Below are 12,861 nucleotides of genomic sequence, written 5' to 3' on the forward strand. Positions count from 1 at the left end.
TTCACCTCCCGATCGCGCATCCGGGATCACGGCTGTGATGCTCACCTATGGCAACCGGTTGCCATATCTGCTTCGCAGCCTTGCCCGCGCCAGGGAGGAGGGGGTTGCTTCCTGCATCCTCGTCGACAATGGCGCCTCGCCCTCGCCCGGCGAGGTCCTGACGCCGATCCATGGGGATTGGCTGAATGTGATGGCGGTCGGTCGGAATGCGGGACCGGCCGTGGGCAATGCGCTCGGCCTTCGCAGGGCCCTCGATGACGGGGCGTCCTACATATTGCTGCTCGACGACGACAACGTCCTGCAGCAGGGCAGCCTTCAGAAGCTGATGACCGTCATGCATCGCGCCGAGGCAGAGGGCGGGGGAGGTCCGTCTGCCGTCATCGGATACCGACGGCACCTGATCCAGCCCAGCCTTGATCTGATCGCCGACGGGCGGCTCGCCGCCGGTGGGATCGATCGCAAGCCCCATCTGTTCCTGGACTTCGATATCCTGTCGACGACATGGCGCAGGCTGGGCGACCCGTTCAGGGCGCCAGCGACATCCGTTTCGGGCCATGGAGAAAGCCTGCCCCGCATTCCCTTCGGCCCCTATGGCGGATGCTTGTTCAATCGGGCAGCCGTCGAAAGGATAGGGTTTCCCGACGAGAGGTATTGCCTGTATTTCGACGACACCGAGTACACGTACCGGATGTCCGAGATCGGGGAGCCCCTGATCGTCGTGCCAGACGCACGGATCGACGACATTGACGAGGTCTGTAGCGAGGAGGCCGGGCGCCAGCGCAGGGACTCGGTGGACAGGCCGACGGATGGCCGTTCCGATCTCGGCCTCTACTATCTGTTGCGCAACAAGGTTTTCTGGGAGAGGCATGTCCGTGGCCATGGCGGGCCGCGCTACTGCCTCAATGCCGCGGCGTGGATCGTCGTCGCCGGTCTGACGACGGTGTTTCAGGCTCGCTTCAGGAAGGGGCGCGTCGTCGCGCGCGCCATTCTCGACGGACTGGCCGGGCGCATGGGCGAGAGCCCGCACTTCAGACTGCCCTGATCGACGGGAGCCGGCGCTCGCGGGGCGGGCGGCCACGCGCGCGGCATCTCACCTGCGCGATATCTCAATGGGCATTGGGGTGGATGGCGACGCGCAGCGTCAGGATGAGGATCTTCACATCCTGCCAGAGCGACCAGTTGTTGATGTATTCGAGATCTGCGGCCACACGCCACTCGATATCGACGCGGCTGTGCGTCGCGCCGCGGAGACCACGGATCTGGGCCAGACCGGTCATGCCCGGCTTTACCGAGTGCCGGGTCCAGTAATCCGGCACCAGTTCCCAGAAGAGCGCCCCTTCCGCGCGCGAACCCAGCGCGTGCGGTCGCGGTCCCACCAGACTCATATTGCCGATGAGGACGTTGATGAGCTGCGGCAGCTCGTCGATGCTGGTCCGCCGCAGCACGCGTCCGACCCGGGTCACGCGCCGGTCGCCGCGTGACGTCGATATGTTGCCTGTCGCGTCGCTGCCGTCGAGGTGCATCGTTCGCAGCTTGAAGCAGCGATAGGTCTGGTTGTTCCGGCCCACGCGTTCCTGGACAAAGAAGGCCGGTCCGAACGTGTCCAGCTTCACCATGACGGCCGCGACGGCGATGACCGGTGCCGCCACGAGAAGCAGCGGAATGGCCACCGCGAGATCGAAGGCGCGCTTTATGAGGCGCTCGCCAATGTTGAGCGGGCCGCGCGAGATGACCAGCGTCGTGCGATCCGCCCAGTGCGACAGGGCGAGCGGCTTGAAGCCCTTGACGTCAACGATGATCTCGGCGTCAAGCCCGCTCAGGCGCATGGCCTCCGCCCATTTCAGCCGCTCGTTCATGTCGGAAAAGGCGAGGACCACGCGGTCGACATAGCTGACCGCGCGGCTGAGATTGTCGAAGAAGCGCGGATCCTGCAGCGCCGGCACGAACCCCGCCTTCCGGACATCGAGCAGCTTTGTCAGGCGATTGCCGGCCGGCAGCTCGGTATCGCTGCCATCCGTCAACACGATCAGGCGCGGCTCGACAACCAGCAGGAAGACGCGGCGGATGAGATAGATGCCGCCCAGACGCACCAGGGTGAGGAATACAAACGCCAGCACCAACGTATAGCCGGTTTCCAGGCGAGACAGCACGCTGCCGACCTTCAGCGCGAAGGCCGCGCTCAGCGAGGTGCCGGTGGCGATGAGCAGGGCGGTGTAGACGGCCAGAATGGAGCGGCTCAGCGAAGCGAGCGTGGGTACCCGATAGGCACGCAACGCCAGCGCCGCGAGCAGGTAGGTTGGCGCGAAAAGGAAGAAGCTCTGCTCCCAATTGCCCGCGAGCGGATCGCCATAGCGCAGGGCGGATCCCAGGAGGCACGCCACCACGATCGCCGCCACGTCGGCGGCGGCGGCTCCCCCCATCAGGCCGAGACGAAGCGAAGCCCTGTACCGGAAAAGCAGGTCATGAAATCGCGCAGCCCGATCTCCGCCGCAACTGGCGTCGGATCGGCCGCCGTAAGCGCTCATGCGTCAATGATCCTGAATATGCACAATTGAAGCGTTGAAGCGACGCGTCGGTATCGGGAAACCGTAACGGGCTTGCACAAAGAATGGGCGAAAGTGCCCCTTGATCATCATTGCGCCACCGCATCCCCCAGTCAAGTCAATCTGGGGTGTCGATCTGTCTTCGTGCCCGATTTTGACGAATGATTTGAAAATTGAAACGTTTTTAGTTGGCTTTATTCATTTATTCGCTGGAATAGTTCGGATGGTTCAGGCCGCCTTCTACTCGCCCGTGAATGCGAGGCTTGAATGCCGGCACGGGTGGGAAGGAAGGGGCGCAGCGATGTCCACATCGCAGGAGCGATGTTCTCGCAGCACTTCTTGGCCGACACGGCCCGGCCGCGTCAGCGTGCCCGCGCGGCCACGGGCTGCGTTCCGTCGCGGAGGCTTTCGACGCCGGCGTGCCGGACGGCCAGCCCTTGCGTCAGCGCCAGCAACACCCCGAATCTGAGGGCTTCGAACACGCCGAAGTCCGGCGTGGTGGCGATCAGCAGGCTGACGATGAACGGGGGGAAGAACGACCATTTCAGCGCGCTGCACATCATCTGGCCATAGGGGTCGCCGGCCGGCGCAGAACGCAGCATCAGCCGTATGACGAAGCCGAAATAGAGCAGGAAGCCGAGTATCCCGGTGCTGGCAAAAATCGATACGGCGAAGTTCGATGCCCGCGTGGAGCCCAGGCCGACGCCGACGAGGTAACTGTCGAGCCCCGCCTCGAAAGAGCTGCTCGTCCACATGCTGCGCTCGATATAGGAGCCGGTCTCGGTCTTGTTGAAGACCAGCTCGTCGATGCGCGCGATGGCGGGGTCGAACATGTTCGGAGCGATCATGAGCGCCGCGGCCACGAATCCGAGGCCCGCAAGGGCGAGGAAGAACTCCAGCTGCACGCCGCGCACCAGGAATTTCGGTCGCGCGATGCGGAACACTCTTGTGAACCAGTCAAGGCCGATCAGGCCGACGAGAACCCCGATCCCGACATACCCGCCCGAAGAGGTGGACATTGCGAGCAAGATCGCCATCGCGACGACAAGCATGTTCGCGCGCAACATCTGCACGCGATCGTCGATCATGCGTCGGAGGAAATAGAGGCACGACAGAAGCGTCAAGGTCAGCGCCCCAAAGGACGAGGCTTCGGGCATGAGGCCCGTTATCCGCAGGGTGCCGTCCGAGAGCGTCGCTCTGTCCAATATGGCGTATTGCGCGGTCTTGAAGATGTCCAGGAAGCGGTCGAGCGGCAGGAAAGACGACAGATAGCTCAGTATGCCGGTGATGACCGTGATCGTACTCGAGAACATGATCCCGCGGATCAACAGAGGGCGCATCTTCGGCGAGCGGAAGATCTGGGCGAAGGCGAAGACGGAGAATACCGACACGCTGATATAGGCGAACTGTGAGAAGTTCTGCTTGGTCGGCGTCAGGGGCATGATCTCCATGAAGTCGGACACGGTCATCGGCACGATATCGATCTGGCCGGCGAACAGCCGGGGAGCGAAGAACGTGACGACCAGCCCGACACCCCAGAAAAGCAGCAGGACAAGGCCGTCGCCGCGCAGGGCACGCTTGCCGAGGGACTGGAGGCCATTGCGATACAACAGGAACTGCCGAGCCACGATAAGGGCGGCGGTCATCGAGGATCCCACGAGGGAGAGATTGCCGGTCAGCTGCGGCGGCACGATCGCCAGGGTTCCGAACGGCAGGATTCCGAAGAACAGCCAGAGCAGCACCGGGCGCCGCGAGAACACCCCCCATACGGCCAGGCTCCAGTAGATGGCGATCGGCAGCAGGGCTTCCATCGGTCAGTCGCCCGCCTGTCTGATCTTGGCTGGCAAGTCGCGGGCCATGTCGCGGGCCATGTCCGGATCTGCGCCGGATCGGCCCTGTGCCACCGCGTCGATTACCTCGATCAGGCGCGTCGCGGCGGCGTGCCATGTGAAGCGCGCGGCGACCTCCTGTCCCGCGTGCGCGAGGCGGTTCCACAGCTCGGGCTCCCGCCGCAGCCGCAGCAGCGCCGCCTCCCAGGCGGCGGGGTCGTACGGGTCGGCCCGCAGCGCGCCCGGCCCGCAGACCTCGGGCAGCGCACCGCAGGGCGCGATCACCGCGGGCGTGCCGAGCCGCAGGCCCTCCGCCGGCGGCAGGCCGAAGCCCTCCGTGAGCGAGGGGGTGCAGACGGCGAGCGCCTGCGCCTGCAGGCTGCGCATCTCGCCATCCGAGACGAAGCCGGCGAAGACGACATTGTCGGTGGCCACCATGCCGGCCGCGGCGAAATCCTCCCGACCGGCCTTTCCCGTCAGGACGAGCTTCAGGCCGGACAGCGCCGGGCGCGAGAAGGCGCGGATCAGCAGGGCGATGTTCTTGTGCGGCTGCAGGTTGGCCAGCGCCAGCGCATAGCCGCGCGGCGCGAGCTCCAGCCGGGCGACGATTTCATCCTGCGGGAGCGTGCGCAGGACATGGTCCACGCCATTGGGGATGACGTGGATGCGCTCGGCCGGCGCGATGCCGAAAGCGACCAGCTCGGACTTGGCGAATTCCGACACCGTCAGAAGCCCAAGCTGACGCGCTCCGGCCAGGCGGATATTCGCCGCCAGCGTTGTCCGGAACGCCCGGGAATAGGAGGCGGGAGAGGTGAAGATCTGCGCGTCATGGACCATCGTGAGCGAATTTCTCACGAAGAATGGGCTACGCGCAGCGAAGTTGAGCAGAAGCCGTCCCTTGACGGCCTGCGGCAGGGATATCTGCTCCCAGGGGTTTCCGGACAGCCGCCCCACCGTCTCCATGGGCAGGCCCATGTCGATGTGCCGGGCGTTGGTCGGCACGAGGATACTGGCCGCTCCCACGCCGTCGGGGCCTTTATCCTGTACCAGGAGAGAGGCGAGGGCGCGTGTCAGGTGTTCGGCGACAGCATAGGTCGCGGCGGCGGGGCCGGCGAGAAAGCGACCATTGATGCAGATGTCCAACCGAAGTCCCTTCTCAATCCGGCGTCGCCGCGTCGATCACCTCGATCAGGCGCGTCGCGGCGGCGTGCCATGTGAAGCGCGCGGCGACCTCCTGTCCCGCGTGCGCGAGGCGGTTCCACAGCTCGGGCTCCTGCCGCAGCCGCAGCAGCGCCGCCTCCCAGGCGGCGGGGTCGTACGGGTCGGCCCGCAGCGCGCCCGGCCCGCAGACCTCGGGCAGCGCGCCGCAGGGCGCGATCACCGCGGGCGTGCCGAGCCGCAGGCCCTCCGCCGGAGGCAGGCCGAAGCCCTCGGTGAGCGAGGGGGTGCAGACGGCGAGCGCCTGCGCCTGCAGGCTGCGCATCTCGCCATCCGAGACGAAGCCGGCGAAGACGACATTGTCGGTGGCCACGATGCCGGCGGCGGCGAAATTCTCCCGACTGGCCTTTCCCGCCAGGACGAGCTTCAGGCCGGACAGCGCCGGGCGCGAGAAGGCGCGGATCAGCAGGGTGATGTTCTTGTGCGGCTGCAGGTTGGCGAGAGCCAGCGCATAGCCGCGCGGCGCGAGCCCCAGCCGGGCGACGATGTCATCCTGCGCCGGCGTGCGCAGGACATGGTCCACGCCATTGGGGATGACGTGGATGCGCCCGGCCGGCGCGATGCCGAAAGCGACCAGCTCGGACTTGGCGAATTCCGACACCGTCAGAAGCCCAAGCTGACGCGCTCCGGCGGTACGGCCATGCAGCTGGCCCCACATGCGGCTCAGCAGAGGATAGGACTGCGGTGAGGTGAAGCCCTGCGCGTCATGCAGCATGGTGAACCCGTCACGGGTGATCAGCGGTGTCCTGTTGCACAGGTTTAGCAAGATTCCGCCGCGCGCGGTCAGGGGCAGCGAAAGCTGCTCCCAGGCGATCCCGCTGAACCGCCCCACGGGGATCGCCGGTATCCCCGGATCGTTCTGCAATTGCGACAATCCCGGAGGAACCAGCAGGCGCAGCTCGCGGTCCCCGACCAGCCGCGCCAATGCCGCGACGAGCTCCTGCGCGACCCGGTGCACGGCCGTCGGGCCGGCCGACATGAACTTCCCGTTGATGAGGAGAGGGGTCTTGCCGGGCATCTCAGATTTCCAAGATCCGCCGTGGATCCGCCCGTCCCAGCAGAATGTCCCGGATTGCCAGCCAGTTTCCCGCCACTCGTCCTTTCCGGTCGATCCAGGCCTCGGGACGCAGGGCGCGCGCGTGGTTCGCCGCAAGGCTGCGCAACATGAGCCTGTGCGCAAAGGCAGCGGGCATGGTGCCCTTGCGTTTGAGGTACCAGGGGTTGGCGATCTGGCTGTATCCAAGCCGCCGGCCGTTCCTGTCGCGGCCTCGCTTCTCGCCGCAATGCACGCCGTGGAAGGCGTCGGTGTAGATCAGGCGCCCGGAGATCTGGCCGCCGAAATCGATGTCTTCCTGCCATCCATAAAGCGGCAAATTCTCGTCGAAGCGGATGCCGGGGATCATCGACATGCGGTAGGCCATGTTGCAGCCATACAGCCCCGGGCCCGGATCGAAGACGGCGATGCTGGCCGGCATGCCGCGGGCGTCTTCCTCTTCCACCATGGCAATCGCGGCGTCGAAGTCGATGCCCGGCCCGCTGATCCCGTCGGCCAGCAGACGCCCGCTCGCGCCGGCAATTTCGGGGAAGGCGGAGAAGAGTTTCGCGATCCCCGCGATCGCGAAGCGGGAAGGAATGTAGTCGTCGTCGAGAAACACCACGATGTCGGTATCGGGCTGCAGCCTGTCCAGGCCGCGATTGCGCTGCTGGCACGAACCGCGCGGCCCGAAAATGCGCGTCAGACCAAACGGATGCTCGGCTTCCGCCGGTGCGTCGGCCGGGCTCTCCATCGACAGGACGACCTGATCCGGCAGCAGGCTCTGTGCGGCCAGTCGATCGAGCAGTGTCGCGACATTCCCCGGCCGCCCGAGAGATGCGATCACCACCGCAATGGAAAGCCGGCGACTGCTGCTCATGCACGACCTCTCTGACTTCCAGTGCCCCGGCATCGTTCGATAGGTCACGTCTACGACAAGGCGATGCGCGACGTCTCGCACAGACGTTCGATATGAACACCCGGCCACCGCCGATCCCACCCGCCGATCGGACCGCGCGGCACGGACGGCGACGGAAGCACCGCAAGCCTGTCGCGACTACCACAGCGGTGAAGTGTTTGCGCAATTGGTTTGGCCGCAATCCTATCCCGACGGAATGCCGACCCTATGAATCGATTGGCCGTCCAGTATAATCGCGCCACGGTTGGGAGACCTCGCGAACGTTCACATCGGGAGAGCCAGGGCGCCGCAGAGCTGTTTTGCCGGGTATCTATCTGGAATGGTTACTATGCACGGACAGATTTCGCGAGCGCCTGTGCCCGAGGAGGATGATCGTATCGACCTGCATCAGGTCGTCGATTTCCTGTTGCGCCGCCGACTTCTTATCGGCGCCGTCGTGATCGTGACCATGGCGCTCTCCCTGGCGGCGGCTTTCCTGATCACGCCGCGCTATACGAGCACCGCCGAAATCCTGCTCGATCAGACGTCTCGCGTCGCTCTGGGGGCCGAACTCAGTGGTGTCGACGCCGGTTCGATCGCGGTCAGCGCGACGATCGAGAACCAGGTCTCCATCATTGAATCCCTCAACCTGCTGCGTCGTGTCGTCGAACGGGAGGGATTGGTCAACGATCCCGAATTCGGCGCCCAGGCGTCGGCTCCGTCCTGGCGGACGGCCTTCTGGAACCTGTTCCCGTCCTGGAATGGCGAGGTCCGCGAGGTCGTCGAGCCGGTAGCGGAAAGCTTCAGCATTCCCAACGATGTCCGGGCGTCCATCGGCAAGCTGAAAGGGGCGCTCGACGTCGTTCGCGTCGGGCGCTCCTATATCCTGCAGATTTCCGTCACCTCGACGGATCGCGACCGCGCGGCGCGGCTGGCCAATGCCGTCGCCGACGCCTTCATCGTCGACCAGCTCGAAACGCGGTTCGAGGCCGCCCGGCGTGCATCGGACTGGCTGAATGAGCGGCTGCAGCGGCTGCGCGATTCCCTGCGCAAGTCGGAAGAGGCGGTGTCGCAGTTTCGCACCGAGCACAATCTTGTCTCACTGGGCACGCGCTCCCTGAACGAACAGCAGCTGTCCGAAATCAGCGCGGAGCTGGTGCAGGTCGAGACGGAGGCGGCCGAGAAGCAGGCGAAATACGAGCAGGCCAAGAAGATCCTGGACGAGGGCGGCAACCTCGCGTCGCTTCCCGACGTGATGCGTTCCGGCGTCATCTCCAATCTCCGCAGCCGTCTGGCGGAAGTGTCGGGTCGCGAGGCCGATCTCGTGACGCGTTACGGCGAGCGCCACCCCATGGTGGTCAATGTGCGCGCCGAGCGCCGGGAGATCGACCGGCAGATCAGTGCCGAGATCAGTCGCATCGTCGCCAACCTCGAGAACGACTACGACGTGGCGCGCACGCGGGCGAACGCCATGGCGGCGAACGTCGCGGCCGCCTCCGGCCAGAATTCGGCGGAGAACGCCCTCACCGTGAGGCTGCGCGAACTCGAGCGCGACGCCGCCGCCAACCGCACCCTCTATGAGACGTTTCTGAGTCAGTCGAAGGTCAGCTCCGAGCGCTCGGAGATGGATATTCGCGACGCGCGCATCATCACGCCGGCCCTGCCGTCGGGTGCGCCTTCCTATCCCAGGAAGTCCCTCTTCCTTGCGGCGGGAACGACCCTCGGCTTGGTCCTGGGCGTAGGGCTCGCGGCGCTGCTCGGCATGTTCAATGCCGGGTTCGATAATCCGCGCCAGCTGGAGGAGATGACGGGGCTGCCTGTGCTCGCTTCGGTGGAGTGGGCGGATTTCACGGATCTGGAGAAGACCAAGGACGCCATTCCGATCCTGCACTACCTCGCGACCAAGCCGCTCTCGCGCTTCAGCGAGTCGATACGCAGCCTGCGGGCCGGCGTGCAGATGTCGGATGTGGACAATCCCCCCCGTGTGGTCGAGATCACCTCGGCCTCTCCCGGCGAGGGCAAGACGTCGATCGCGCTGTCCGTGGCGGCGTCGGCGGCCAGTTCCGGGAAGCGGGTCGTGCTGATCGATTGCGACCTGCGCCGCCCCTCGGTCACCCAGCTGTTCGCACTCGACGAAAAGCCGGGCCTTGTCGAATGGCTGGCGCAAACGGCCTCCTCCGAGGGCATGCTGCATCGCGACGCCTCGTCCGGCGTCTATGTGCTGGGTGCCGGTGCCAAGACCCAGAATCCGCCGGACCTGCTGGGCTCCGCCCGCATGGTCCACCTCGTCGAGCAGTTGCGGCAGAGCTTCGATCTGGTGGTGCTTGATGCGCCGCCGCTCGGGCCGGTGATCGACGCGGCCGTGCTGGCGCCGGTTGCCGACAAGGTGCTGTTCGTCGTCCGCTGGAATTCGACGGCGCGGGAGTTCGTGCGCCAGTCGATCGAGCGCATTCCCGGCGACCGCAAGATCTGCGGTATCGTCCTCAACATGATCGATCTGCGCCGAACGCCGAAATATGGCCGCTACTCCTATTATTCCTCGGCCTATTACAAGAAATACTATGTCGGCTGACGGCGGTGTGGTGCCGGCCCGGCGGCGGCTGCGCCATGTGGCCTTCTCGCTGGTCCTTATCGCCGTGGCGGGCTGGATGACCTTCAAGGGAGTCCAGTTTGCGGGGATGGGCGCCGTCGAATGGCAGATGGAGCGGGCCAGGGGCAGCCGGCACGGCGGCGGCGTTCAGGACCACCGGGAGGTCGATAGGCGTGAGCGGCTCGCCGGATGGCGGGATGTCTGGGGGCTGAGGGACAAGGCGCGCCTGCTCTATTTCAGCATCGGGCAGCGCGGGCTCGAACCGCCCTCTTCGAAGGGGATCGAGGAACTTTCTGCCGCGCTCGCCGTCGACCCCGTGCGGGCCACGTCATGGATCGACTTGGCGCAGATGACGTGGAGCGATCTTTCCCTGCGCCCGGTGTCCCTGGCCGCCTGGGAGATGTCCGGCCTGGCGGGGCCTTACGAATATGGGGACATGTTGCGCCGCGTGCAGTTCCTGGCGCGGCGCTGGGTTTCCGTTGGTGACGAGCCCAAGCAGCGCTTCGTCTACGAAGTCGTTCTGATGAGCCGTTTTCCCGATCCGTTTCTGCCCGCCTGGCGCGATCTTCTGGCGTCGCTGCCCGCGCCCCAGCGCGCACGGCTGCAGGATGAGATGGAGGCGTCGTCGCCGCTCTACCGCCGCTGACGCATTGCGGGAGTCGTCTCTCCAAGAATACGCACGCAGAGGCTGCAATTGTGGAGATTGTGTCATTATTGCACTGGCTACGCGCTTGCCGGCCGGGTTATTATACCTAACAAATAGGGAAGGTCGGTGCGGGGGCATGACGGGCAGGACGGCACGCGCATTCGCTTTGGCGTTGCTGGTCGGTGCTTCGGCGCCGGCGTTTTCTGTTGCGCTGAGCGATGCCGCATTCGCCGTCGTCGGGGCTGCCGAGCGCGCCGTGTTGGACGTGGTCGTGGCGTCCGAGGGGCAGCAGGGCGCCGCCGCACAGGTTGCCCATATCATGGCATCCTCACTGACGGGCCCCGAGAAAGCCTTGGCTCTGCAATGGCTGATCGAAGGCGCCGCCACCGATGCTCAGGTGAGTGACCTGGCCAAGGCGGTGATTGCCGCGGCGGTTGCCGCGAGCGTGGCGAACCAGCCCGGACTGGTGGTGATTCTCGGCACGGGCCTCGGTCAGGGAACGAAGGCACTGAACAGCGACGGTCGCGTATCGGCGGCCGAAGCGATCTCGGCGGCGGTTCTTGAAGCGGTTTCCGCGCAGGGCGCGATGGGGAGTGTGTCGGGCCAGATGGCCTCGCTTTTCATGGGATCGTTCAGCAGTGCCGCTGCCGGTACGTCGCGTAGCGTGGTCGGTGTCGATGGCGATAGCGTCGACCCCGGCGAGACGGATACTCCGAATCCACCAAGTCAGTCTTGAGATGCCGGGGGCGCATGGGCAGGCTTAGGACATGGGGTTTTGCACTGGGATTGGCGCTGTTCCCGGCCTCGGCCTGGGCGCAGGCGGACAATTATGCGCCGAGCATCCGCAAGGCCGTCGAGGTCGATCCGGCGCGCGCGAGCGTGCTCGACCGTCAATCGGTGAATTATCTGCCGCTCGGCGTTCCCGTCGGCTCGTTCATCCTGTTCCCGACGCTCGGCGTTTCCGAGAGCTATGACACCAACATCACCGCCAGCAATAACAACGAGAAGGAGGACTGGATCCTGACGGTTCGTCCGGCCTTCGACCTGCAGTCGGACTGGGCGCGTCATTTCCTGGCGTTCGATGGCTATTTCGAAAGTGCCACCTACGCGAAGTACAGCGACGCAAGTTATGAAGACTATGCGATCGGCACGCGCGGCCGGATCGACGTAACCGCGGATCTCGATGTCGGCGGTTATGTTCGCTATGCCCACCTGAACGAATTGCCGGGCGACGACGAAACCAATGTGAACAACCTTGGTGATCCGCTGCCCTACGATCAGGTGACGGCAGGTGTGAATTTCGACAAGCAGTTCAACCGTTTCTGGGCGAAGGGCGGCTTCGATTTCCGCTATCGCGAATTCGACAGCTGGCTGGGGGGCGAGCCCACCGACCAGTCCTACCGCAACGGAGACGACTATCTGGTCTCCGGGCGTGTCGGCTATGAACTCAGCCCGCTGACCAGCGTGTTCGTGGGCGGATCCTTTCACTGGTTCGACATGCAGGATGCGGATTTCAATGCCGATGAATACAGGGTCATCACCGGCCTCCAGTTCGAACCGACGCGGCTGACGCGCGGCGAGGCCTTCATTGGCTATTACGACTGGAGTTCCGAGAACGGCTATCTGAAAGGCAGTTCCGGCATGACCTTCGGCGCCAACGTACAATGGTTCGTGACCCCGCTGGTGACCGCGACCTTCACGGCCGGGCAGGAGGTGCTGACCTCGAACTTTGTCTATGAGGGCTTCAACGGTTCGGCGGTTGTGAGCTCCACGGCGGGTGTGCGGCTTGATTACGAATTTCGCCGCAACATCATCCTGTCCAGCTGGTTCAATTATCTGAATCAGGATTACGATGAATATCCGCGCGACGACAATCAGTATGCCGTCGGGGCGGAGCTCAAATATTTCATAAATCGCTTCGCTGTCGCTAAATTCAATTATGCCTATACCGATTTCGATACCAATTTTAATAATATAAACGGCGCCGAAAGCTATACGCGGAATGTATTCACGGCGGGCCTGATGCTTGCCTATTGAGGGGGCCGCCTCGCGGCGAGCCTGCTTGCTCGATGCCGGTGCTTTTGTGGCGGGCCGGCCGTTCTGA

General features: G+C 64.8%; 10 protein-coding genes. 5 read left to right on the plus strand and 5 right to left on the minus strand.

Annotated elements, in window-relative coordinates; genetic code table 11:
- The first annotated feature begins 37 nt into the window (after positions 1 to 37).
- A complete protein-coding gene (locus tag AC1PZ7_RS12090) occupies positions 38 to 1,042 on the plus strand; it encodes a glycosyltransferase (RefSeq protein WP_482355473.1) in 1,005 nt (334 codons plus the stop codon).
- A 64-nt stretch (positions 1,043 to 1,106) separates the two neighbouring features.
- Here AC1PZ7_RS12090 and AC1PZ7_RS12095 read toward each other — a convergent pair whose 3' ends face one another.
- From AC1PZ7_RS12095 to AC1PZ7_RS12115, 5 genes are all read right to left on the minus strand, one after another.
- The gene (locus AC1PZ7_RS12095) at positions 1,107 to 2,420 is read right to left on the minus strand and encodes an exopolysaccharide biosynthesis polyprenyl glycosylphosphotransferase (RefSeq protein WP_482355474.1); all 1,314 of its coding nucleotides are present in this window, start codon (positions 2,418 to 2,420) and stop codon (positions 1,107 to 1,109) included.
- 485 nt (positions 2,421 to 2,905) lie between these two features.
- On the minus strand, positions 2,906 to 4,354 hold the full coding sequence (locus AC1PZ7_RS12100) for a hypothetical protein (RefSeq protein WP_482355475.1): 1,449 nt from the start codon (positions 4,352 to 4,354) through the stop codon (positions 2,906 to 2,908).
- A 3-nt stretch (positions 4,355 to 4,357) separates the two neighbouring features.
- A complete protein-coding gene (locus AC1PZ7_RS12105; protein ID WP_482355476.1) occupies positions 4,358 to 5,395 on the minus strand; it encodes a glycosyltransferase family 4 protein in 1,038 nt (345 codons plus the stop codon).
- Positions 5,396 to 5,528: 133 nt separating this feature from the next.
- Positions 5,529 to 6,608 (minus strand): glycosyltransferase family 4 protein, encoded by a 1,080-nt coding sequence (locus AC1PZ7_RS12110; RefSeq protein WP_482355477.1) that lies wholly within the window; start codon positions 6,606 to 6,608, stop codon positions 5,529 to 5,531.
- A gap of 1 nt (position 6,609) precedes the next feature.
- Positions 6,610 to 7,503, minus strand: a complete 894-nt coding sequence (locus AC1PZ7_RS12115) for a glycosyltransferase family 2 protein (protein WP_482355478.1) — start codon at positions 7,501 to 7,503, stop codon at positions 6,610 to 6,612.
- 394 nt (positions 7,504 to 7,897) lie between these two features.
- Between AC1PZ7_RS12115 and AC1PZ7_RS12120 the strand changes: the two genes are divergently transcribed.
- From AC1PZ7_RS12120 to AC1PZ7_RS12135, 4 genes are all read left to right on the plus strand, one after another.
- A complete protein-coding gene (locus AC1PZ7_RS12120; protein WP_482355479.1) occupies positions 7,898 to 10,093 on the plus strand; it encodes an exopolysaccharide transport family protein in 2,196 nt (731 codons plus the stop codon).
- The gene (locus AC1PZ7_RS12125) at positions 10,083 to 10,757 is read left to right on the plus strand and encodes a hypothetical protein (RefSeq protein ID WP_482355480.1); all 675 of its coding nucleotides are present in this window, start codon (positions 10,083 to 10,085) and stop codon (positions 10,755 to 10,757) included. Before AC1PZ7_RS12120 ends, AC1PZ7_RS12125 begins: the two co-directional genes overlap by 11 nt.
- Before the next feature lie 136 nt (positions 10,758 to 10,893).
- Entirely contained in the window at positions 10,894 to 11,493 is a 600-nt protein-coding gene (locus tag AC1PZ7_RS12130; protein WP_482355481.1) for a hypothetical protein, read from the plus strand.
- Between the two features lie 14 nt (positions 11,494 to 11,507).
- A complete protein-coding gene (locus AC1PZ7_RS12135) occupies positions 11,508 to 12,794 on the plus strand; it encodes an outer membrane beta-barrel protein (protein WP_482355482.1) in 1,287 nt (428 codons plus the stop codon).
- The last annotated feature ends 67 nt before the right edge of the window (positions 12,795 to 12,861 follow it).

The organism is Ancylobacter sp. TW_SC_1 (assembly GCF_056836805.1).

Coding starts and splice junctions, on each gene's coding strand:
- AC1PZ7_RS12090 (WP_482355473.1), top strand. CDS start 38: ATGCTCACCTATGGCAACCGGTTGCCATATCTGCTTCGCAGCCTTGCC.
- AC1PZ7_RS12095 (WP_482355474.1), bottom strand. CDS start 2,420: ATGGGGGGAGCCGCCGCCGCCGACGTGGCGGCGATCGTGGTGGCGTGC.
- AC1PZ7_RS12100 (WP_482355475.1), bottom strand. CDS start 4,354: ATGGAAGCCCTGCTGCCGATCGCCATCTACTGGAGCCTGGCCGTATGG.
- AC1PZ7_RS12110 (WP_482355477.1), bottom strand. CDS start 6,608: ATGCCCGGCAAGACCCCTCTCCTCATCAACGGGAAGTTCATGTCGGCC.
- AC1PZ7_RS12115 (WP_482355478.1), bottom strand. CDS start 7,503: ATGAGCAGCAGTCGCCGGCTTTCCATTGCGGTGGTGATCGCATCTCTC.
- AC1PZ7_RS12125 (WP_482355480.1), top strand. CDS start 10,083: ATGTCGGCTGACGGCGGTGTGGTGCCGGCCCGGCGGCGGCTGCGCCAT.
- AC1PZ7_RS12130 (WP_482355481.1), top strand. CDS start 10,894: ATGACGGGCAGGACGGCACGCGCATTCGCTTTGGCGTTGCTGGTCGGT.
- AC1PZ7_RS12135 (WP_482355482.1), top strand. CDS start 11,508: ATGGGCAGGCTTAGGACATGGGGTTTTGCACTGGGATTGGCGCTGTTC.